The organism is Pseudomonas sp. P7548, assembly GCF_013386585.1.
In the GTDB taxonomy this organism is placed as follows: Bacteria; Pseudomonadota; Gammaproteobacteria; order Pseudomonadales; family Pseudomonadaceae; genus Aquipseudomonas.
Genome location: NZ_JACARO010000075.1, coordinates 19,932 through 40,515 on the forward strand (window position 1 = coordinate 19,932; position 20,584 = coordinate 40,515).

General features: G+C 63.2%; 18 protein-coding genes. 8 read left to right on the forward strand and 10 right to left on the reverse strand.

Annotation, left to right across the window (positions count from 1 at the left end; genetic code table 11):
- The first annotated feature begins 101 nt into the window (after positions 1–101).
- Both HX803_RS25650 and HX803_RS25655 read left to right on the forward strand, forming a co-directional pair.
- Entirely contained in the window at positions 102–584 is a 483-nt protein-coding gene (locus HX803_RS25650; protein ID WP_178924536.1) for a (2Fe-2S)-binding protein, read from the forward strand.
- 5 nt (positions 585–589) lie between these two features.
- Positions 590–4,114, forward strand: coding sequence for a molybdopterin cofactor-binding domain-containing protein (locus HX803_RS25655; protein WP_178924538.1), 3,525 nt, complete (start codon positions 590–592; stop codon positions 4,112–4,114).
- A 121-nt stretch (positions 4,115–4,235) separates the two neighbouring features.
- Here the strand turns inward: HX803_RS25655 and HX803_RS25660 are convergent, their stop codons facing one another.
- On the reverse strand, positions 4,236–4,883 hold the full coding sequence (locus HX803_RS25660; RefSeq protein WP_178924540.1) for a TetR/AcrR family transcriptional regulator: 648 nt from the start codon (positions 4,881–4,883) through the stop codon (positions 4,236–4,238).
- A 159-nt stretch (positions 4,884–5,042) separates the two neighbouring features.
- Between HX803_RS25660 and ggt the strand changes: the two genes are divergently transcribed.
- On the forward strand, positions 5,043–6,767 hold the full coding sequence (ggt, locus tag HX803_RS25665) for a gamma-glutamyltransferase (RefSeq protein WP_176998137.1): 1,725 nt from the start codon (positions 5,043–5,045) through the stop codon (positions 6,765–6,767).
- Here the strand turns inward: ggt and HX803_RS25670 are convergent.
- From HX803_RS25670 to HX803_RS25685, 4 genes are all read right to left on the reverse strand, one after another.
- The gene (locus HX803_RS25670; RefSeq protein WP_178924542.1) at positions 6,761–7,891 is read right to left on the reverse strand and encodes an NAD(P)/FAD-dependent oxidoreductase; all 1,131 of its coding nucleotides are present in this window, start codon (positions 7,889–7,891) and stop codon (positions 6,761–6,763) included. The genes ggt and HX803_RS25670 overlap by 7 nt on opposite strands.
- Complete coding sequence (locus HX803_RS25675; protein WP_178924559.1) at positions 7,888–8,421, reverse strand: AAA family ATPase; 534 nt, start codon at positions 8,419–8,421, stop codon at positions 7,888–7,890. Before HX803_RS25675 ends, HX803_RS25670 begins: the two co-directional genes overlap by 4 nt.
- Positions 8,418–8,981 carry a nicotinamide riboside transporter PnuC gene (gene pnuC, locus HX803_RS25680; protein WP_176998139.1) on the reverse strand — a complete coding sequence of 188 codons (564 nt, stop codon included), beginning with the start codon at positions 8,979–8,981 and terminating at the stop codon, positions 8,418–8,420. The genes HX803_RS25675 and pnuC overlap by 4 nt, the downstream gene beginning before the upstream one ends.
- A 165-nt stretch (positions 8,982–9,146) precedes the next feature.
- Positions 9,147–10,781: a methyl-accepting chemotaxis protein gene (locus HX803_RS25685; RefSeq protein ID WP_178924544.1), complete on the reverse strand. Its 1,635-nt coding sequence runs from the start codon at positions 10,779–10,781 to the stop codon at positions 9,147–9,149.
- Positions 10,782–10,991: 210 nt separating this feature from the next.
- Between HX803_RS25685 and HX803_RS25690 the strand changes: the two genes are divergently transcribed.
- Both HX803_RS25690 and HX803_RS25695 read left to right on the forward strand, forming a co-directional pair.
- On the forward strand, positions 10,992–11,822 hold the full coding sequence (locus HX803_RS25690; RefSeq protein ID WP_178924546.1) for an undecaprenyl-diphosphate phosphatase: 831 nt from the start codon (positions 10,992–10,994) through the stop codon (positions 11,820–11,822).
- Entirely contained in the window at positions 11,819–12,202 is a 384-nt protein-coding gene (locus HX803_RS25695; protein ID WP_176998142.1) for a DUF1294 domain-containing protein, read from the forward strand. Before HX803_RS25690 ends, HX803_RS25695 begins: the two co-directional genes overlap by 4 nt.
- Before the next feature lie 335 nt (positions 12,203–12,537).
- Here HX803_RS25695 and HX803_RS25700 read toward each other — a convergent pair whose 3' ends face one another.
- The 3 genes from HX803_RS25700 to HX803_RS25710 form a co-directional block, all read right to left on the reverse strand.
- On the reverse strand, positions 12,538–12,891 hold the full coding sequence (locus HX803_RS25700; protein WP_178924548.1) for an MmcQ/YjbR family DNA-binding protein: 354 nt from the start codon (positions 12,889–12,891) through the stop codon (positions 12,538–12,540).
- The gene (locus HX803_RS25705) at positions 12,888–13,796 is read right to left on the reverse strand and encodes a LysR substrate-binding domain-containing protein (RefSeq protein WP_178924550.1); all 909 of its coding nucleotides are present in this window, start codon (positions 13,794–13,796) and stop codon (positions 12,888–12,890) included. The genes HX803_RS25700 and HX803_RS25705 overlap by 4 nt, the downstream gene beginning before the upstream one ends.
- A gap of 63 nt (positions 13,797–13,859) precedes the next feature.
- Positions 13,860–15,233: an NAD-dependent succinate-semialdehyde dehydrogenase gene (locus HX803_RS25710; RefSeq protein ID WP_178924552.1), complete on the reverse strand. Its 1,374-nt coding sequence runs from the start codon at positions 15,231–15,233 to the stop codon at positions 13,860–13,862.
- Between the two features lie 188 nt (positions 15,234–15,421).
- Between HX803_RS25710 and HX803_RS25715 the strand changes: the two genes are divergently transcribed.
- A complete protein-coding gene (locus HX803_RS25715; RefSeq protein ID WP_178924561.1) occupies positions 15,422–16,318 on the forward strand; it encodes an AraC family transcriptional regulator in 897 nt (298 codons plus the stop codon).
- Here HX803_RS25715 and HX803_RS25720 read toward each other — a convergent pair.
- Positions 16,284–17,474 (reverse strand): MFS transporter, encoded by a 1,191-nt coding sequence (locus HX803_RS25720; RefSeq protein WP_178924553.1) that lies wholly within the window; start codon positions 17,472–17,474, stop codon positions 16,284–16,286. The genes HX803_RS25715 and HX803_RS25720 overlap by 35 nt on opposite strands.
- 232 nt (positions 17,475–17,706) lie before the next feature.
- On the opposite strand from HX803_RS25720, the gene HX803_RS25725 reads away from it, so the two are divergent.
- Positions 17,707–18,318 carry an FMN-dependent NADH-azoreductase gene (locus tag HX803_RS25725; RefSeq protein ID WP_176998147.1) on the forward strand — a complete coding sequence of 204 codons (612 nt, stop codon included), beginning with the start codon at positions 17,707–17,709 and terminating at the stop codon, positions 18,316–18,318.
- 229 nt (positions 18,319–18,547) lie between these two features.
- Positions 18,548–19,585 (forward strand): dienelactone hydrolase, encoded by a 1,038-nt coding sequence (locus HX803_RS25730; protein ID WP_178924555.1) that lies wholly within the window; start codon positions 18,548–18,550, stop codon positions 19,583–19,585.
- Here the strand turns inward: HX803_RS25730 and HX803_RS25735 are convergent.
- The coding region (locus HX803_RS25735) for an MFS transporter (RefSeq protein ID WP_178924557.1) at positions 19,579–20,584 on the reverse strand (1,006 nt) is incomplete at its 5' end. The two genes, HX803_RS25730 and HX803_RS25735, sit on opposite strands and share 7 nt — an antisense overlap.

Consider the following 20,584-nt stretch of genomic DNA (forward strand, 5'->3'; position numbering starts at 1 on the left):
CACTTCACCAGCCAAGTGTGTCGCGAGGCCCCAGGTCCGCGGCGCTTTTTTTTGGCTGTTTCGTGTAGTGACCACTTCACCAATTGGCACAGGCGAAGCGAATGATCAGCCAGCACATCACGGTAGCGCTTGAGGTCAACGGCCAAACAAGCGAAGTCAGCGCCATGGCGGATACCCCGCTGTTACTGGTGCTGCGCAATGACCTGGAACTCAACGGCCCCAAGTACGGCTGCGGCCTGGGCGAGTGCGGTGCCTGCACCGTGATCATCGACGGCGTAGCCGCACGGGCTTGCGTATTCCCGTTGTCGGGCGCGGTGGGCCGCCAGATCGTCACCTTGGAAGGCTTGGGCACACGCCACGCGCCGCACCCGGTGCAGCAGGCCTTTATCGACGAGCAGGCCGCGCAATGCGGCTACTGCCTCAACGGCATGATCATGACCGCCAAGGCCTTGCTCGACCGCAACCCCAACCCCAGCGAGGCCGAGGTGCGCAATGAACTCTCGGGCAACCTCTGCCGCTGCGGCACCCATATCGAAATCCTGCGTGCGGTGCTGCGTGCCGCTCGCCTCATGACGGTGGATTGATGAGCATGACCGATACGACCCTTTCCCGTGACCAGTGGCTGGCCAAGGCCGGTGTGTTGTTGATCGTCGATGACGTGTTGCCGCCGTCGGGGCCGGTGGCCAAGGGCGGCACGCCGACGGTGAAGCCCAAGGAACTGGGGCTGTTTATCGCCGTGAACGATGACGGCCTGGTCTATGCCTTCAACGGTCATGTGGACCTGGGCACCGGTATTCGTACGTCGCTGGCGCAAATCGTTGCCGAAGAACTCGACCTGGCGCTGGAGCAGGTCAAGATGGTGCTCGGCGACACTGAGCGCGTGCCCAACCAGGGGGCAACTATTGCCAGTGCGACCTTGCAGATTTCCGCCATCCCGTTGCGCAACGCCGCAGCCGAAGCACGACGTTTTCTGTTGGCACGGGCGGCAGGGCGCTGGGGCGTGAGCACGGGCAGTCTCAAGGTTGAAGCCGGTGTGATCCACGCCGCAGACGGACGCACCACCACCTATGGCGAGTTGGTTGGCGGCCAGCACGATCAACTGCGTATCAGCGGTGATGCGCCACTCAAGGCCATCGAGGATTACCGCTTGGTCGGCAAGGGCGCTGCGCGAGTGGACATCCCCGGCAAGGCCACCGGCGAGCTGACCTATGTGCACGACATGCGCGTGCCCGGCATGCTTCACGGCCGCGTGGTGCGCCCGCCGTATGCGGGGCTTGATTGCGGGGCGTTTGTCGGCAATAGCCTGCTGAGCGTGGACGAGGCCTCCATCGCGCATATTCCGGGTATTGTCGCCGTGGTGGTGATCCGCGACTTTGTCGGGGTGGTGGCCTTGCGTGAAGAGCAGGCGATCAAGGCGGCCCATGAACTGCAGGTGCACTGGAAGCCCTGGAACCACGCCTTGCCGGACATGAGCGACGTGGAGCAGGCGATCCGCGACAACCCACGGGTCCGCCGCACGGTGCTCGATCAGGGCAATGTCGACGAGGCACTGGCCGGCGCCAGCCAGCGCATGCCGCGCAGTTACCTGTGGCCCTATCAGATGCACGGCTCGATCGGGCCCTCTTGCGGCGTGGCGGACTATTCGCCGGCGGGCAGTCGGGTATGGTCGGGCAGTCAGAACCCGCACCTGTTGCGCGCCGACCTGGCGTGGTTGCTGGAGTGCGAGGAAGGGCTGATCGACGTGATCCGCATGGAAGCGGCCGGCTGCTATGGGCGCAACTGCGCCGATGATGTGTGCGCCGATGCCTTGCTGTTGTCCCGTGCCGTCGGCAAACCGGTGCGCGTGCAATTGACCCGCGAACAGGAACACCTGTGGGAGCCCAAGGGCACGGCGCAATTGATGGAGGTGGACGGCGGGCTGAATGCTGACGGCAGCATCGCCGCCTACGACTTCGAAACCAGCTACCCCTCCAACGGCGCGCCGACCCTGGCGTTGCTGCTCACGGGTCGCGTCGAACCCGTGGCCGCGATGTTCGAGATGGGCGACCGCACCTCGATCCCGCCCTACGACATCGACAACATGCGCGTGACCATCAACGACATGGCGCCCATCGTGCGCGCGTCGTGGATGCGCGGGGTGTCGGCATTGCCCAATACCTTTGCCCATGAATCCTATATCGACGAACTGGCCTTTGCCGCCGGCGTCGACCCGGTGGAGTACCGCCTGCGCTATCTGAAGGACGAGCGCGCCATCGACCTGGTGAAATCCACCGCCGAGCGTGCGAACTGGTCGCCGCGCACCGCGCCGATGCAAACCGCCAACGAGGACCACCTGCTGCGCGGTCGCGGCTTTGCCTATGCGCGCTACATCCACAGCAAGTTCCCAGGGTTTGGCGCGGCGTGGGCGGCCTGGGTGGCGGACGTGGCCATCGACAAGCACACCGGCGACGTGTCGGTGACGCGGGTGGTGATCGGGCATGACTCGGGGATGATGATCAACCCGGCAGGGGTGCAGCATCAGATCCACGGCAATGTGATCCAGTCCACCAGCCGCGTGCTGAAGGAACGGGTGACCTTTGAAGAGTCGACGGTGGCGAGCAAGGAGTGGGGCGGTTACCCGATCCTGACCTTTCCGGAAGTGCCGAAGATCGACGTGCTGATGATGCCGCGCCAGGACCAGCCGCCCATGGGCGCGGGCGAATCGGCGTCGGTGCCCAGTGCGGCGGCGATTGCCAATGCGATCTATGACGCCACCGGCATTCGTTTTCGTGAGTTGCCGATCACCCCGGAACGGGTATTGGCGGCGCTGAATGCCGGCACGTTGGGCGAACCGGCCAAGTCGCCGGAGAAACGCAAGAAGTGGTGGTTTGGGGCGCTGTTCGCCACCTTGGGCGCCTTGGCGGCCACGGCCTGGCCCTTTCACAGTGAGATCGCGCCGATTGCCCCGCCCGCTGCCGGCACCTGGTCCAAGGCCACCCTGGAGCGCGGCCGCTTGCTCGCCGCCGTTGGCGATTGTGCGGTGTGCCACACGGCGCCGGGTGGTGCGACCAATGCGGGCGGGCTGGCGATGGAAACGCCGTTTGGTACGCTTTACAGCAGCAATATCACCCCGGACGTAAAGACCGGTATTGGTGCCTGGTCGTACCCGGCCTTTGAGCGGGCCATGCGTGACGGCATTGGCCGCGATGGGCGCAACCTGTACCCGGCGTTTCCCTACACGGCGTTTCGCAATATCAACGACGCCGACATGCAGGCGCTGTATGCCTACCTCATGAGCCAAGCGCCAGTGAGCCAGGCGCCGACGCCGAATGCCATGCGCTTCCCGTTCAATATCCGGCCGTTGATGGCAGGGTGGAACGCGTTGAATTTAAGGCGCGGCGAAATCACCGTGCAGCCGGAGCGCGGTGAGCAATGGAATCGCGGCAATTACCTGGTCAATGGCCTGGGGCACTGCGCGGCGTGCCACTCGCCGCGCAACCTGATGGGCGCGGAGAAGGGCGGCAAGGCGTTCCTTGCCGGTGGCATGGTCGATGGGTGGGAGGCGCCGGCCTTGACCGGGTTGTCCAAGGCGCCGACGCCGTGGACCGAGGATCAGTTGTTCACGTACCTGAGTACGGGGTACTCGGACGCCCATGGCGTGGCGGCCGGGCCGATGGGGCCAGTGGTGAGTGAGTTGTCGAAACTGCCCAAGGCGGATATCCGGGCGATGGCGGTGTATCTGGCGTCGCTCAATGGCGAAGCGACAGCCCAGGCGCAAGCCGCCGCGGTGGTTGTGCCCAATCCCAGCGGCCGACGCATTTTCGAAGGTTCGTGCAAGGCCTGTCACGCCGATGGCCTGGGGCCGAAACTGTTTGGGGTGAGCCCGTCACTGGCCACCAACACCAACGTGCACAGCGACCAGCCGGACAACTTGATCAAGGTGATCCTGCAAGGCATCAGCAACCCGGCGACCAAGGACCTGGGGTACATGCCGGGGTTCAAGGACAGCTTGTCCAACAGCCAGGTGGCGGATCTGGCGGCGTACCTGCGTGGGCAATTTGCGCCGAATGCGCCGCAGTGGCAGGGGTTGGAGCAGAAGGTGGCGCACCTGCGGGCCAATCCCGGCACTCACTGACACGCCGCGGTTAATACTGTGGGAGCGGGCTTGCTCGCGAATGCGGCGGTTCAGTCAACAGCTCCAGAGACTGATACACCGCATTCGCGAGCAAGCCCGCTCCCACATTTGGATTCGGTTTCTACAGGGAAATCGGGGTGACGCCGCGCAGCACGAGGTCGGTGATGAAGGCCAGCCAATCCTGCTGCTGCCCCTTGTCGGTCAGGTCCTCACCGAGGAACGAGCTGAGGGTGTGGCGGTTGGAGTTATAGAAGTAGCAGAGCGAGGCAATCATCAGATACACGTGCTTGAGGTCCACGTCCTGGCGAAATACACCTTGCGCCTGGCCGGCCTCGATGATCGGCCGCAACACGCCAACCGCCTCACCTGACAACCGACGCATCTCGCCGGACTGCTGCGCATGTTTGCCCTGGTGCAGGTTCTCGATGCTCAGGATCGCCACGAATTCCGGGTGCTTGACGTAGTAGTTCCAGATAAACCCCACCAGATCACGCAAGGCCTGCACTGGCGCATTGAGGTCGAGCTTGAGCTTGCTTTCGGCTTTGTTGAATTGCTCGTAGATGTGTTCCAGCACGCAGACGAACAGGTGTTCCTTGCTGCCGAAATAGTAATACAGCATGCGATCGTTGGAGTCGGCCGCCTTGGAAATGCTGTCGACACGGCCGCCGGAATACCCGTCGCGGGTGAACACCTTGACTGCCGCCTGCAGGATGCGTGCACGTGTCTGGTCCGCCTGTTGGGCACGAATGCCGGTCTTCTTGATCACCATGGGGAGCGCCTTGCGCGACAGTCAGGGCGCGAAATATAGCATGGGCATTTTTTCGGCCGTTCTGTGACCGACAAGTTCTGTAATAAAAACGCCATTGCGCTGGGGATTGGATCCTGAACGGGCTATTTTGGTGCACCTCAATAAATAGAGTAGCCATGGATGAAATACCAACCCTTCAGCCGTACCTTGATTGCCACTGCCCTGGTGTTGACGGTCAGTGGTGTGCAAGCCGCTTCCCAGGCCCCGGTGGCCGGTGAAAATGGCATGGTGGTGACTGCCCAGCATTTGGCCACTCATGTGGGTGTGGACGTGCTCAAGGCCGGCGGCAACGCGGTGGATGCGGCCGTCGCTGTGGGCTATGCGCTGGCCGTGGTGTACCCGGCGGCGGGTAACCTGGGCGGTGGCGGGTTTATGACCGTGCAACTGGCCGACGGGCGCAAGACCTTCCTCGATTTCCGCGAAAAAGCCCCGCTGGCGGCGACTGCCGACATGTACCTGGACAAGGACGGCAAGGTCATTGACGGCCTGAGCGCCAAGGGCCATTTGGCCGTGGGCGTGCCTGGCACCGTGTCCGGTATGGAACTGGCCCTGAGCAAATACGGCACCCTCAAGCGCGCCCAGGTGATTGCCCCGGCGATCAAGCTGGCGGAAAACGGCTTCGCCCTGGAGCAGGGTGATATCGACCTGCTGCACACCGCCACCGGCGAGTTCGAAAAAGACAAGGACATGCGCGGGATCTTCCTGCACAACGGCCAACCGATGCAGGTGGGCCAGAAGCTGGTGCAGAAAGACCTGGCCAAGACCCTCAAGGAAATCTCTGCCAAGGGCACTGATGGCTTCTATAAAGGCTGGGTAGCGAAGGCGCTGGTGGATTCCAGCCAAGCCGGCAAAGGCATCATCACCCAGGCTGACCTGGACAAGTACAAGACCCGTGAGCTGGCGCCCATCGAGTGCGATTACCGTGGCTACCACGTGGTTTCGGCGCCGCCTCCGAGCTCCGGTGGCGTAGTGATCTGCCAGATCATGAACATCCTCGAAGGCTACCCGATGGCCGACCTGGGCTACCACTCGGCCCAAGGCCTGCACTACCAGATCGAAGCGATGCGCCACGCCTACGTGGACCGTAACAGCTACCTCGGCGACCCGGACTTCGTGAAGAACCCGATTGCCCACCTGCTGGACAAGGACTACGCCGCCAAGCTGCGCGCCGCCATCGAACCGCAGAAGGCCGGCGATTCCCAAGCCATCAAGCCCGGCGTGTCGCCCCATGAAGGCAACAACACCACCCACTACTCCATCGTCGACAAGTGGGGCAATGCGGTCTCGGTCACCTACACCCTCAACGACTGGTTCGGTGCAGGCGTGATGGCGAGCAAGACCGGCGTGATCCTCAACGATGAAATGGACGACTTCACCGTCAAGGTTGGCGTGCCGAACATGTACGGCCTGGTCCAGGGCGAAGCCAACGCCATCGCCCCGGGCAAGGCGCCGCTGTCGTCGATGAGCCCGACCATCGTGACCAAGGACGGCAAGGCCGTGATGGTGGTGGGTACGCCGGGTGGCAGCCGCATCATCACAGCCACTTTGCTGACCATCCTCAATGTCATCGACTACAAGATGAACATCCAGGAAGCCGTGGACGCGCCGCGTTTCCACCAGCAGTGGATGCCTGAAACCACCAACCTGGAAACCTTCGCGGTCAGCCCGGACACCCAGAAGATCCTCGAAAGCTGGGGCCACAAGTTCGCCGGCCCGCAGGACGCCAACCACTTGGCCGCGATCCTGGTGGGCGCACCGTCCCTGGGTGGCAAGCCGGTGGGTAACAACCGTTTCTACGGTGCGAATGACCCGCGTCGTAACACCGGCTTGTCCCTGGGTTACTGAGGCGTGAGGTGTTGATGCAGGTGGGCCAGGGACAGCGCCACGCTGTCATGGGATAGCTGCAGGGCGGCGCCCTCGGCGCTGCCCTGGGCTGCCGGCATCACCCGTTCGAACATGTGGTTTTCATACGCCTGCACGGCTTTCGAGCCGTCAGGTGTCTCCAGCAGGTGCTGCGCCAGTTCGGCAGCGTCGAGCATCGCAGCATTCACCCCTTCGCCGCCAAACGGCGACATCAAGTGCGCCGCATCCCCGATCAAGGTCAACCCGGGCCGATGAGCCCAGCGATGGCCGACGGGCAGGGCGTGGATGTGACGGACGAGCAGGGTGGGGCTGGCGGCGTCAAACAGCGCCAGCACGTCTGGGTGCCAGCCTTGGAATTGGATTTTCAGCGAAGGCGCGTGGGACAAATCAATTGTGTTTGCCGCCCAATCCGTAGGCACGCGGAAGATCGCATAGCCGCGCAGGTGCGCGTTGGCGTTGCGTTGCACGATGATCGAGCGGGCTTCGCCGGCCACCTGCAGCGTGCCGCGACCGACCAGGCGAGCGGCGAGTGGGTGCCTCAGGTCGGCGTCATCGATGTTGAATTCAATAAAGGTCAACCCGCTGTACTGCGGTTGATAAGGCGACAACAACGGGCGGATTTTCGACCAGGCCCCGTCGGCACCCACCACCAAGTCAAAAGGCCCGTGATGGCGGTCGCCTTGATGCAGCGTCCAGCGTTGGTCATCGCCCTGGCTGGCATGGTTGATGCTCACGCCCCACTTCGCGCAACCCTCGGGCAGGGAATCCAGCAGGATCTGGCGCAGCTGCGTGCGGTCGACTTCCGGGCGGTCCTTCGCCTCGGGGTTCGGGTCTTCAAACAGCAGTTGGCCGTGATGGTCCATCAGCCGTGATCCCTGGTCTTCATAGCGGGCGATGCGCTTGAAGGCATCGTCCAGGCCGGCTTGTTGCAACGCGAACTGGCCGGACTCCACGTGCAGATCCAGCGTGCCACCTTGCGGGCGCTCCAGCGGCCCGCTTTCACGTTCGAATACGCAGACGGCCACACCGTGACGGCTGAGGATACGCGCCAGGGTCAGGCCGCCAGGGCCGCCGCCGACGATGGCGATACGCAGTGGGTGAGTCATGCAGGCGCCTCGGCAAGGAGTTGTTCAACGGCTTTGAACGCAGTGGCGCGACGCGCTTCCCAGCTGCCGCGAATGACCAGTGCTGGCTGCTGATGCTGCTCGATCCAGTCCAGGCTGCCCTGGAAAAACGCCTGGCGGTCCGCCAGCTCCGGTTGGCAGCGCTGGCCGTCGGCGGTCCACTCCACGTCTTCGGGGGACAGCACCAGGTGCAGGTCGTAGTGCCGCGCCAGCAGCTCACTGTCGAGCCAGCTCGGGTAGTCACCGAACAGGGTCTGGCTCCACAGCTTGTTGGTCAGCAAGTGCGTGTCGAGGATCAGCAGGCCGGGCTGCCTGGCGCGGGCGGCATCTTCCCAGGCCAGTTGGCCGTGGGCGATGTCAGGGATGTCGGCCAGGGTGGTGTCGCGCTGATGTTGATCGATGAAGTGGCGCACGTATTCGCCGACCATCACGCCGCCAAAATGCGCTTGCAGTTCCGCCGCCAGCCAGCTTTTACCACTGGACTCGGGGCCGGCCAGTACCACCACCTTCATGCGCGCAGCGCCGGGTCGGCGCGCCATTCACGCCAGCCCTGCACGGCGATCACGGTGAACAGCGCGTAGAGCGCGGCCGTGAGGTACAGGCCTTTGTAGAGGAACAGGCCGACGAAAATCACATCCACCGCGATCCACAGCGGCCAGCATTGCACGCGTTTCTGCGCCATCCACATCTGCGCGACCAGGCTGAAACCGGTGAGGGCGGCGTCGAGCCAGGGCTGAGCGGCGTCGGTCCAGTGGGCCATGGCCGCGCCCAACAACAGGCTGCCGGCCGCACCCACGGCCAGGCTGGTCATGATCGCCGGCCAGCCGAGGCTGGTCACCTGGCGACCCTGCTTGACCTCGCCGGCGCGGGTCCACTGCCACCAGCCGTAAACCTGCAGCGCGGCATAGACCACTTGCAGCAGCATGTCGGAATAGAGTTTTACGTCGAAGAATATCCAGGTGTAGAGCAGCACCATCACCAGGCCGATAGGCCAGCACCAGGGGTTCTGTTTGACCGTCAGCCAGACAGCGATCACCCCCAGGGCGGCGGCGAACAGTTCAAGCCCGGACATGGCGGTTCCTTAGGGGAGACGAAGAGGGCGCTGATTGTAACCAAAGAAGATAGGCTTAGGCATTGGCTTTGTAGTGAGCGGGCTTGCCCGCGCTGGAGTGCGTAGCGCTCCCATTTTTTTGGGGCCGCTACGCAGCCCAGCGCGGGCAAGCCCGCTCACTGCAGATTAGATTTTGAATTGGCGCAGCAGGCCATCGAGTTGTTCGCTGAGGCCGCGCAGGTGCGCGCTGGCGACGCTCGATTGTTCTGCCGCCAACGCGGTGCTGTGGGACAGGCCCGCCGCCTGGGTGACGTTCTGGTTGATGTCTTCGACCACGTGGGCCTGTTGCAAGGTGGCGCTGGCGATCGAGGCATTCAGGCCGTTGAGGTTGCGCAGCGCCTGGCCGATGGCATTGAGGCTGGCCCCGGCCTGGCCGGCTTGTTCGATGGTCAGTTGCGACGCGCTGTGGCTGTCGCTGATCACCTTGACCGCCGCTTCCGAGTGGCCCTGCAGGCGCTCGATCATCACCTGGATCTCGGCGGTGGACTTTTGCGTGCGCTGGGCCAACAGGCGTACTTCATCGGCCACCACCGCAAACCCCCGGCCTTGCTCGCCGGCGCGAGCCGCTTCGATGGCGGCGTTGAGGGCCAGCAGGTTGGTCTGGTCGGCGATGGAGCGGATCACTTCGAGTACGCCGCCAATCTGTGTGCTTTCGCTGGACAGGGTGCGGATTACCTCTACGGCCTGGCTGATGGTGCCCGAGAGCTGGTCGATCTGCTGCAGGCTGCCGTCGATGTTCACCTGGCCTTGCTGCGCCTGGGCCTGGGCGTCACGCATTTCGCTGGCGGCGTGCTCGGCGTTTTTCGCCACGTCCTGCACGCCGTAGGTCACTTCATTGATGGCCGTGGCCACCAGTTCCATCTGCTGCGACTGCTGCTGGCTGCGGTCGTGGGCCTGGCTGGCGTTGGTGCCCAGCTCGGTGGAGGACTGCCCGAGGGCGTTGGCGCACACCTGCAATTGGCCCACCACCTGGCGCAGCTTGGCGGTGAAGCTGTTGAAGTGCCGGGACAGCTGGGTCACCTCATCATTGCCGTGGGTGTCCAGGCTGCGGGTCAGGTCGCTTTCGCCGCTGGCGATATTGCCCATGGCATTCACCGCCGCCTGCAACGGGTTGACGATACTGCGGGCGATCACTGTCACCAGCAAGGCCATGACCAGCGCAATGCCCAGGCCAATCAGTGAGGCTTTCCACACCTGGCCCTTGAACTCGGCCTGCACGTCGTCCACGTACACGCCAGAGCCGATGATCCAGCCCCAGGGTTCGAACAGCTGGATGTACGAGGTTTTCTCCACCGGCGCTTCGGCGCCCGGCTTCGGCCAGCGGTAGTTGACGATGCCGGCGCCCTTGGCCTTGGCCAGGATCACGAACTCGTTGAACACCGCAAACCCGTCCGGGTCGCGGATGGCCGAGAGGTTCTGGCCGTCCAGCTTGGGGTTGGCGGCGTGCATGATCATCACGGGGGTGAGGTCGTTGATCCAAAAGTAGTCGTCGTGGTCGTAGCGCAGGCCGCGCACGGCGCTCAACGCCTGTTTCTGCGCGGCTTCGCGCGTGAGCACGCCCGTCTTTTCGAGGTTCTGGTAATAGGCGAGGACGCCGCTGGCCGTCTGCACCACGTGCTGGGTCTGCTGGCGCTTGGCCTGGTAGAGGTCGCCGTGGATCTGCTTGAGCATCAGCAGGCCCAGGGTCAACAGCATCAACACGGCGACGATCAGGATCAGCCAGAGACGACGGCTGATCGACATGCTGCGCAAACTGTTCATGGTCCTGTCACTCCGTGCTTTTTATAATTGTGGGTGCTGCATCGACATTTCCGGCTTGTCTGATAGGCTTTCGGCCTGCAATCGGAAAACCTGAGTACCGCCTGATTTTTCACGCAATTTTTGCACGCCGGCGTTGATTATCAACGCCGCGCCTGAAGAAGCGCTCGCCTCTTTGAATCATTAGAAATACGCACCACCTTTGGGAGAAACATGGACATTTGGACCGCCATACAGGCATTGATACTGGGCGTTGTGGAAGGGCTGACCGAGTTCCTGCCGATCTCCAGCACCGGCCACCAGATCATCGTCGCCGACCTGATCGGCTTCGGCGGCGAACGCTTCGAAGCGTTCAATATCATCATCCAGTTGGGCGCGATCCTCGCCGTAGTCTGGGAGTTCCGGCGCAAGATCTTCGACGTGGTCACCGGCTTGCCGACCCAGCGCACTGCCCAGCGCTTCACGGTCAACCTGATCATCGCGGTACTGCCGGCGGTGGTACTGGGGGTGATTTTTGCCGACCTGATCAAGCACTACCTGTTCAACCCGATCACCGTGGCAACGGCGCTGGTCGTCGGCGGCGTGATCATGCTGTGGGCCGAGCGCCGCCAGCATGCGGTACACGCCGAAACCGTGGACGACATCACCTGGAAAGACGCGGTCAAGGTGGGCTTTGCCCAGTGCCTGGCCATGATCCCGGGCACCTCGCGTTCCGGTGCGACCATCATTGGTGGCCTGCTGTTCGGCCTGTCGCGCAAGACCGCCACCGAGTTCTCGTTCTTCCTGGCCATGCCGACCATGGTCGGTGCCGCCGTGTATTCGGGCTACAAGTACCGCCACCTGTTCCAGCCCGATGACCTGCCGGTGTTCGCCATTGGTTTTGTCACCTCGTTCATCTTCGCAATGATCGCCGTCAAGGCCTTGCTCAAGTTCATCGCCAGCCACAGCTACGCGGCCTTTGCCTGGTACCGCATCGCGTTCGGCCTGGTGATCCTGGCCACCTGGCAGTTCGGCTGGATCGACTGGACAGCGGTCAAGCCATGAACATCCAGCACCCACGCCTGAAGGCGCTGATCTTCGTGCTGCTGTGCGCCGCGCCGCTGCTGGGCTCAGCCTTGCTCTGGCATCGCGGCGAAACGCTGATCCCGCTCGCGGCCTACGGCGTGGTCAGCGTGGTGGCGTTCCTGATGTACTGGAACGACAAGCGCAAGGCCCAGACCGAAGGCCGCCGCACCCCGGAAAACATCCTGCACGCCGTCGAACTAGCAGGCGGCTGGCCGGGCGCGCTGCTCGCCCAGCAAGTCTTCCGGCACAAGACGCGTAAAGTGTCTTACCAAGTGCTGTTCTGGGTGATCGTGCTGTTGCACCAAGTGTTCTGGCTGGACCAACTGTTCCTGGGCGGCACGCTGCTGTCAGTCCTCTAGGCACTAGCACCCAACCACAACCGCAACCGTAACCACGATGCGAAGCGAGCCGCTCTTGCTCTTGATCTGGCTTTTGATCTTAGGCGCCCCGTCAAACACGCTGGCCGGAATCTGACAGGGATTTGGGGGGTAANNGCCTTTTGCTTACTTTTGGGCTTTTCAAAAGTGAGCCGCCGTAAGGGCGGAACCAATAGCGGCCGTTACCCCAATAACGGATATGTACTCAATCTGATCCAAAATCCACATTGCCTGCCATCCCGCTTTCGCGAGCAAGCCCGCTCCCACATTTTTGATCGCAGGGCGGCAGTCGGAAAACCATCGCCTGTCAGCCCCCCTCACTCCAGGCGCAACCCCACCTGCGTCCGCTTGGGCAACTTACTCACCACCAGTTGGTGAGACCGCTGCAACAGCCCCCGCAACTCCTCAGCCCCCAGCGGATACGGCGTATTCATAATCACCCACTGCGCCCGCGCCAAATAAGGCGCCGGATGAATCCCCGGCCGGTCGACATGCCCAAGAAACAACTCCTTGTCCACCTTGAACGCCAACGACTCCCCCCGCAAGTTCTGCAAGGCAAACATCTTGTTGCCAGCAATCGAAAACACCCGCACACCGCCCCATTTATAGTCCTCCCGAGCACCGGGCAAACTCAGGCAGAACGCCGCGACTTGGGCCTCGGTCATTTTCATAACAAGCGATCTCCACAGCCCTTGAAGGCCTCTTCCAGGTAATCGATCCACGCGCGAATGGCCGGCAGCACGCCACGGCGATGTGGGTACACCGCCTGCAGCCAGCCGCCCGGCGACGACCATTCGGGCAGCAGTTGTACCAACGCGCCGCTGGCCAATTCTTCTTCGCAGTACATCATCGGCAACACGGTAAACCCCAGGCCCTTGAGGGCGCAGGCCTTGCGCACGATAAAGTCGTCGATGCCCAGGCGCGCCTCCATCGACAAGTCCTCGGCATTGCCTTGGGGGTCGATCAGGCGCAGGTGAACCAGGCGGTCGGCCTCCAGCGCGCCGAGCACCGGCAGTTGCTTGAGATCTTCCAGGGTGTTGATCTGCCGTCCCTTTAGAACCGCGGGGCTGGCGACCAATAAGGTTTGGGCCTGGCGCAGGCGCTTGGTCACCAGCAATGGGTCTTCATCGCCCAGCTCGCGAACCCGCAGAGCCACGTCGATGCCTTCGGCGACCAGGTCGACGCGGCGGTTGACCAGGGTCATTTCCAGCTGCACCAGCGGATGGGCGGCGAGAAAACCCGCGACCATTTCCGGCAACATGTGCTGGGCCATACCCACCGGGCAACTGACCCGCAACCGTCCACGGGGCTCGCTGGACATGCTGGCCACGGCCTCGTCGGCCATCTCCGCTTCCAGCAACATCGCCTGGCAGTGGCGCAGGTAGCGTTCGCCGACGGCCGTGAGGGTGAGTTGACGGGTGGTGCGTTGCAGCAGGCGGGCGCCCAGGCGTTCTTCCAGTTCCGCAATGCGCCGCGACAACCGCGATTTGGGAATGCCCAGCAGGCGGCCGGCAGCGGCAAAGCCACCGGCTTCCACGACTTTGGCGAAATAGTAGAGGTCGTTGAGGTCTTGCATGATCAACCCAGTGTCCTGTCAGTGGGACGAACTATCCGCGTGTGGCACGGGCAAATCCAGCCCCTACATGCCGGCCATCAACACATACTTCACGTGCACGTACTCTTCGATCCCGTAATAGCTGCCTTCGCGGCCATAACCGGACTGCTTGATGCCGCCGAACGGAATCGAGGCGGTGCCCACGGAGCCCGAGTTCAGAATCACCATGCCCGCTTCGAGCCGGCGAGACAGGCGCAATGAACGGCCCAGCGCGCAGGTGTAGGCGTAGGCCACCAGGCCGAACTCGGTGCTGTTGGCACGCTCGATCACTTCTTCTTCCTCGTTGAAAGAATAGAGGGCGAACACCGGGCCAAAGATCTCCTGGGTGGCCAGCGGCGAGTCATCCCCCAGGCCGGTGATGATCGTCGGCGCGTAGAACAGGCCACCTTTGGCGTGAGGCTTGCCGCCCATGAGTACGGTGGCGCCGGCAGCCTTGGCGTCTTCCACCAGGCGCACCACCTTGTCAAAACCCAGCTGATTGACCAGTGGCCCGACCACAAAGCCTTCGCGCAGGCCCTGATCCACTTCAATCGCGGCGACCGCCTGCTTCAGGCGCTCGGTGAACGCTTCAAAGATGCCCTGCTGCACAAAGATGCGGTTGGGCGAGATGCACACCTGGCCAGAGTTACGCAGCTTGGCGCTCACCAAACCGTGTACGGCGTCGTCCAGGTTGGCGTCGTCGAACACGATAAAGGGTGCGTTACCGCCCAGTTCCAGGGTCATCTTCTTGACGGTGGCGGCGCATTGCGCGGCGAGTAACTTACCCACGGCGGTGGAGCCGGTGAAGGTGATCTTGCGGATACGCGGGTCGCCGGTGAGGATCGGGCCGATTTCCTTGGGGTCGCCCACCACCACTTCCAATACGCCTTCGCCGATGCCGGCGTTGCGTGCGTATTCCAGCAGCTTGAGGGCGGTCAGCGGCGTGTCCTCGGCGGGCTTGATCACCATGGTGCATCCGGCCGCCAGTGCCGTGGCGACCTTGCGGGTGATCATCATGAAGGGGAAGTTCCAGGGCGTAATGGCCGCCACCGGGCCGACCGCTTCCTTGGTGACCATCACTTGGGCGTTGCGGTCGTGGGTGGGGATAGTGTCGCCGTAGACGCGTTTGGCTTCTTCGGCGTACCACTCGATGAAACCCAGGCCGTAGTCGATCTCGCCACGGGCTTCGCTCAGGCATTTGCCGTTTTCACGGCACAGCAGTTCGGCGAAGGCTTCCTTGTCGGCCTTCACGCTGTCGTGCCAGCGGCGCAGGATGTCGCTGCGCTCCTTGGCGAGTTTGCCGGACCAGTCGGGGAAGGCGGCGCAGGTGCGGTCGACGGCGGCCTTCACCTCGGCCGCAGAGTGCTTGGCCACGCGGCCGATTTCTTCACCGGTTGCAGGGTTGTAGACGATAAGCATGGGGGAATCTCCGTGGGCTGAAAGTGCTGTTTCAGGCTACGGAAAAGCGCGGTCTGGGCGAATATCCATTCCAATGTGCTGATTGCCTATTCCTATGAGTGCGTAGCGCCAGCCACCTCTGGCGCAGTACTGTGTGGCTTTGCAGAGGAGCCGCCGCCGTGGGCCGTACACAGCGAATTGTCGAACTGATGGGCGCCCTGGCGCCTGTTGAAGGCTATAACCTGACCGTATTGGATGACGTGCGTTTCCTACGCTCAAATCGACCGCTGCACCGCGTGCCGGTGCTGTACGACCCGGGCATCGTGATCGTGTGCCAGGGGCGCAAGAGCGGCTACCTGGGCGAAGAGATCTACCGCTACGACGCCCAGCATTACCTGGTGGTGTCGGTGCCGGTGCCGTTCACCATGGAAACCGAGGCCAGCGAAGCGGAACCGATGCTGGCGGTGTACCTGCGGCTGGACTTCACCCTGGCGGCCGAGTTGATGCTGGCGCTGGATGACTTCCCCGAACTCCCGCAGGCCAAGCCCCGGGGCATGTATTCCTCGCCCATGGATGAGCGACTCAGTGAGTCATTGCTGCGTTTTCTGGAGGTGATGAGCGTGCCCATGGAGGCGCAGATATTGGGGCCGACCTTGATGCGCGAAATCTACTACCGGATTTTCACGGGGGAGCAGGGCGGCTCGATGCGGGCTGCGCTCAATCGCCAGGGGCAGTTCGGTAAGGTGGCGCGGGCGATCCGCAAGATCCATGCGTGCTATCACCAGCCCCTGGATGTGGAAGCGCTGGCGGGTGAGGCGATGATGAGCGTGCCGAGCTTTCACGCGCACTTTCGCACGGTCACCGACACGTCGCCGATGCAGTACCTCAAGTCCACGCGCCTGCACCAGGCGCGTTTGTTGATGCTGCGCAGCGACATGACGGCCGCCGCTGCCTGTGCCAGGGTCGGCTATGAAAGCGCCTCGCAGTTCAGTCGCGAGTTCAAGCGCTTCTTCGGGCGAACGCCCTTGGACGAGATCCAGTGGATGAAGCGCACCTACGCACTGCCGGCGCCTACGACGTCATCGATTTACGTGTCGTCCCACTGAGAAGGGTAATCAGCAGGGCCAGCCCGGCAAACCCCGCGCCGGTCAGCGCCTGGCCCTGCCAGCCGTAGTGCTGCGACGCGAAGGCGCCGGCCGCGGAGCCCAGGGCGCCACCGATGAAGTAGACCACCATGAATACGGTGTTCAGGCGACTGGTGGCCGAAGGTTCCAGCGCCAGCACGCGGGTCTGGTTGGCCAGTTGGTTGATGCGGTTGCCCAGGTCGAGGAAGGTCGCCGCGATGAGGATCGGCCACCACCAGCCGCTGGGGCCGAAGGCGTAGATCAGTCCAAAGGCCACCAGCACGGTGGTGATGCCCACCCATTCCAATAGCTGGCTGTGGCGACGGGTCTGTTGGCCGATGGTGGTGGCAAGGAGGATGCCGACGATCGCCGACAGCCCCAGCAAGCCCGCCTGCGCACTGGAGAAGCCATAGGGCGGCAAGGCCAGCAGTGCCGCCATCGAGCCCCAGAACACGTTCAGTGCGCCAAACACCAAGCCCGCCTTGAGGGCCGACAGGCGCAGGGTAGGGTGCTGCCGGGCCAGGCCCCACAACGATTTGAGCAAGGCGCCGTAGGCCAGTTTGCTGGTGGAGATGGACACCGGCATGCGCGTCAGGATTGCGATAAACAGCAGCACGTCCAAGGCTGCCGCCAGGGCAAACATGCCGCGCCAGCCCAGCCAACCACTGACCACGCCACTGACGGTCCGCGCCAGCAGACCACCGGCGGACAGCCCGCTGACCATCAAGCCGAGGACCGCGCCTTTTTGCGCCGGCTCGCTGAGGTCGGACGCGGCGGGGATGATCACTTGGGCGCTGATGCCTGACAGGCCCAGCAGCCCGCTCGCCACCAGCAGCCAGGTAAACGAGGGCGCCGAGGCCGAGGCCAGCAGGCTGATGAAGTTCAGGCACAGTACGGCCAGGATCAGCGTGCGCCGGCTGATGCGGTCGCCCAGCGGCACAAACAGCAGCAGGCCGCTGGCGTAGCCGAGCTGGGTGAGCATTGCGATCTGCCCGACATGGGCGGTGGTGACGTCGAAGCTGGTGGCAATCAACGGCAGCATCGCCTGGTTGTAGTAGATGGTCGCGACCGAAAACCCGCAGCAGATGGCGAGCAGCAGGGTCAGGCCCTTGGTCAGGACGGGGGAGTTCGCGTGCATGGCAGGCCCGGTGGCTGGCAGATGTGCGGCGAGAATGCCGCGTGGCGCGAGTGAAATCCAGCGCCGCAGAGGATTGGGCAATAAACCGGTGGGATTGAATCAGGGTTGAAATCGGATTGTCCTGCTGGCAGGACAAACAGTCGCGTTTGAGCGGTCTAATCGTTTATTGGGTTCATGTGTAGGATCAACCTCAATTGATCGCCCAGTGGCGATCCTCACTTGGAGATCCCGCATGAAACTGTTGCACATCGATTCCAGCATCCTCGGCGACAACTCGGCGTCCCGCCAGCTCAGCGCAGGCGTGGTCAAGGCCTGGCAAGCCGCAGAGCCAGGTGTGAGCGTGACTTACCGTGACCTGGCAAACGAAGGTATCAGCCACTTTTCCGGTCTGACCCTGGGCGCCCTGGGCACTGCCGCCGAACTGCGCGATGCCGTGCAAAAGCACGAGGCTGAACTGAGCGCTTCGTCCCTGGCCGAATTCATCGCCGCCGACGCCGTGGTGATCGGTGCGCCGATGTACAACTTCTCGGTGCCTTCGCAACTCAAGGCCTGGATCGACCGCATCGCGGTGGCGGGTCAGACCTTCCGCTACACCGAAGCCGGCCCTGAAGGCCTGTGCGGTGGCAAAAAGCTGATCATCGTGTCCACCGCCGGTGGCCTGCACGCTGGCCAGCCGAGCAACGTCGGCCATGAAGAGTACTTGAAGCTGGTGTTTGGTTTCCTGGGCATCACCGACATCGAATTCGTCCGCGCCCAAGGCCTAGCCTACGGTGATGAAGTGCGCAGCAAAGCCCTGAGCGACGCCAACGTACTTATCAGCGAACAATTGTTCGCCGCCGCGTAAGGCTTGTGTAAATTTCGCCTTTGCTCGGTTTCAATCTGAAGCCGGGCGCCTAAACTCTGTATTCTGGTCACCTGAACACGACCGGAGTACGGAGTTTTTTCGTTTACCCGCTGTCTCTACTTTGGCCCAGGTTATGCAGTCATGGGTTTACCACCCGGTACGAGCACCTTGAACCATGGACTTTTCAAACAGACATGCCGGTTTTAATGCAGCAAAGGTGGACATCCTCATGATGCGTCTTTGTGCTGTTTTGGTACTTTCCTTGCTCGGTGGCCTGATTTCAGTGCACGCCGCCCCAGCGCCGCACCCGCATTGGAGTGTGGGCTTCCACCGCATGACGTTCCTTGATCCGCTGGATTTGCAGCCGATGAAGGCCATCGCGTTCTATCCGTCCACCGACGATCAACATTCCACCCAACTGGGCCCTTACCACGTCGCGGCTACTGAAGACTCCAAGGTCGCCATCGGGCGCTTCCCGATGCTGATGCTGTCCCACGGCAATACCGGTACACCGCTGGCCCTGCATGACCTGGCCACGTCCCTGGCGCGCAAGGGGTTTGTGGTGGTGGCGGTGCTGCATCCTGGCGACAACTACAAGGACCACAGCCGCCTGGGCACGGTCAGCAACCTGTACGGGCGGCCGATCCAGATTTCCGAAGCCATTACCGCCACCCTGGGCGACCCGATGCTCTCACCCTTCGTCAACGTTGATCAGGTGGGGGTGATCGGCTATTCGGCCGGTGGCGAAACCGCGCTGATCCTGGCGGGGGCCAAGCCTGACTTTGATCGCCTGCGTCGCTATTGCCAGGAACGCCCGGAAGACCGAGATGCCTGCACCACCAAAGGCGAATTGGTGGTCGACCGTGACGACCTGCAACCGCAAGCCGACCCGCGCATTCACGCACTGATGCTGATGGCGCCGCTGAGCCTGATGTTCGGCCGCCACACCCTGGCCGATGTGCACGTGCCGGTGCTGCTCTACAGCGGCGACGGCGACAAATTGGTTGCCGTGGATAAAAACGCCGCCGCCCTGGCGCGCAAACTGCCGGAGCCGCCAGATTTCAAACTGCTGGCCGGGGCAGGGCACTTCGTGTTCATGGCGCCGTGTGACAGCGACCAACTGGCCGCCATGCCGGCGATCTGCACCGATGCCGACGGGGTTGACCGCGAAGGCATCCACCGCGACCTGGTATCAGAGGCCGGGCGCTTCTTCACTCACACCTTGGGTCAATCGACCCGCGCTGGGTTGCAGACGGCCGATCAGTAAGCGCGGCGCTTGAGCAGCACGGTCACGGCCAATGCCGTGACCGACAGCAACGCAGCGCAGAAAAAGATCCAACCGTAACCCAGGTTCAGCGCCACAAATCCCATCAACGGCCCGGCAATCGCCAGGGCGAGGTCGAAGAACACGGCATAGGCGCTCAACCCCGCGCCCCGGCTGCTGTTGGGCACTTGCTTGATGGCTTCCACGCCCAGCGCCGGGTATACCAGCGACAAACCAAAGCCTGTCAGCCCGGCGCCGATCAGCGCGACGCCGGTGGACGGCGCCAGCCACAGCAGGGTCAGGCCCAGGGTTTCGATGGTCATGCAGGCAATCGCCGCCCTGAACCCGCCAAAACGGCTGATGGCCGAGATAAACACCAGCCGTGACAGGATAAAACACACGCCAAACACCGTGAGGCAGTACGCCGCGCCCGCCCAGCCACGGTTGAGGTAGTACAGCGTGATAAAGGTGGTGAGGGTGCCGTAGCCGATGGAGGCCAGGCACAGGCTGGCCCCGAACGGCGCAATACGTCCGAACACGGCCCAGAACGGCAACCGCTCGCCACGCACCACCGGCACCGACGGCTTGTTGCGGATCAGCATCAGGCCCAAGGCTGCCAGCACCGACAACGCGATGCCAAGGCTGGTGTAGCCGTACTCGGCCACCATCACAACACCCAGCGGCGCCCCAATGGCGATGGCGCCGTAGGAGGCAATGCCATTCCAGGAAATCGAGCGCGCGGTGTGCTCGGCGCCGACCGCACCCATGCACCAACTGATGGTGCCCACGCCGATCAGGCCTTGGGCCACGCCGAGCAACAGGCGGGCGACGATCAGGATACCCAGGCTCAAGGTCGGTGCGCTTTGCACCAGCGTTGCCAGGAACGTCAGCACACCGCTGAGCAGAATGCCCGCCAGGCCCAGCACGATGGCGCGCTTGGTGCCGACGTTGTCGGACATGCGCCCGGCCATCGGGCGGCTGAGCAGGGTGGCCAGGTATTGC

What these genes read in the sequence shown, in the direction of transcription:
- HX803_RS25670 (WP_178924542.1), bottom strand. Translation starts at nt 7,891, where the DNA reads ATGACTCACCCACTGCGTATCGCCATCGTCGGCGGCGGCCCTGGCGGC.
- HX803_RS25725 (WP_176998147.1), top strand. Translation starts at nt 17,707, where the DNA reads ATGAAACTGTTGCACATCGATTCCAGCATCCTCGGCGACAACTCGGCG.
- HX803_RS25675 (WP_178924559.1), bottom strand. Translation starts at nt 8,421, where the DNA reads ATGAAGGTGGTGGTACTGGCCGGCCCCGAGTCCAGTGGTAAAAGCTGG.
- HX803_RS25650 (WP_178924536.1), top strand. Translation starts at nt 102, where the DNA reads ATGATCAGCCAGCACATCACGGTAGCGCTTGAGGTCAACGGCCAAACA.
- HX803_RS25705 (WP_178924550.1), bottom strand. Translation starts at nt 13,796, where the DNA reads ATGCAAGACCTCAACGACCTCTACTATTTCGCCAAAGTCGTGGAAGCC.
- HX803_RS25655 (WP_178924538.1), top strand. Translation starts at nt 590, where the DNA reads ATGACCGATACGACCCTTTCCCGTGACCAGTGGCTGGCCAAGGCCGGT.
- HX803_RS25660 (WP_178924540.1), bottom strand. Translation starts at nt 4,883, where the DNA reads ATGGTGATCAAGAAGACCGGCATTCGTGCCCAACAGGCGGACCAGACA.
- pnuC (WP_176998139.1), bottom strand. Translation starts at nt 8,981, where the DNA reads ATGTCCGGGCTTGAACTGTTCGCCGCCGCCCTGGGGGTGATCGCTGTC.
- HX803_RS25690 (WP_178924546.1), top strand. Translation starts at nt 10,992, where the DNA reads ATGGACATTTGGACCGCCATACAGGCATTGATACTGGGCGTTGTGGAA.
- HX803_RS25730 (WP_178924555.1), top strand. Translation starts at nt 18,548, where the DNA reads ATGATGCGTCTTTGTGCTGTTTTGGTACTTTCCTTGCTCGGTGGCCTG.
- HX803_RS25695 (WP_176998142.1), top strand. Translation starts at nt 11,819, where the DNA reads ATGAACATCCAGCACCCACGCCTGAAGGCGCTGATCTTCGTGCTGCTG.
- HX803_RS25685 (WP_178924544.1), bottom strand. Translation starts at nt 10,781, where the DNA reads ATGAACAGTTTGCGCAGCATGTCGATCAGCCGTCGTCTCTGGCTGATC.
- HX803_RS25700 (WP_178924548.1), bottom strand. Translation starts at nt 12,891, where the DNA reads ATGAAAATGACCGAGGCCCAAGTCGCGGCGTTCTGCCTGAGTTTGCCC.
- HX803_RS25715 (WP_178924561.1), top strand. Translation starts at nt 15,422, where the DNA reads ATGGGCGCCCTGGCGCCTGTTGAAGGCTATAACCTGACCGTATTGGAT.
- HX803_RS25710 (WP_178924552.1), bottom strand. Translation starts at nt 15,233, where the DNA reads ATGCTTATCGTCTACAACCCTGCAACCGGTGAAGAAATCGGCCGCGTG.
- ggt (WP_176998137.1), top strand. Translation starts at nt 5,043, where the DNA reads ATGAAATACCAACCCTTCAGCCGTACCTTGATTGCCACTGCCCTGGTG.
- HX803_RS25720 (WP_178924553.1), bottom strand. Translation starts at nt 17,474, where the DNA reads ATGCACGCGAACTCCCCCGTCCTGACCAAGGGCCTGACCCTGCTGCTC.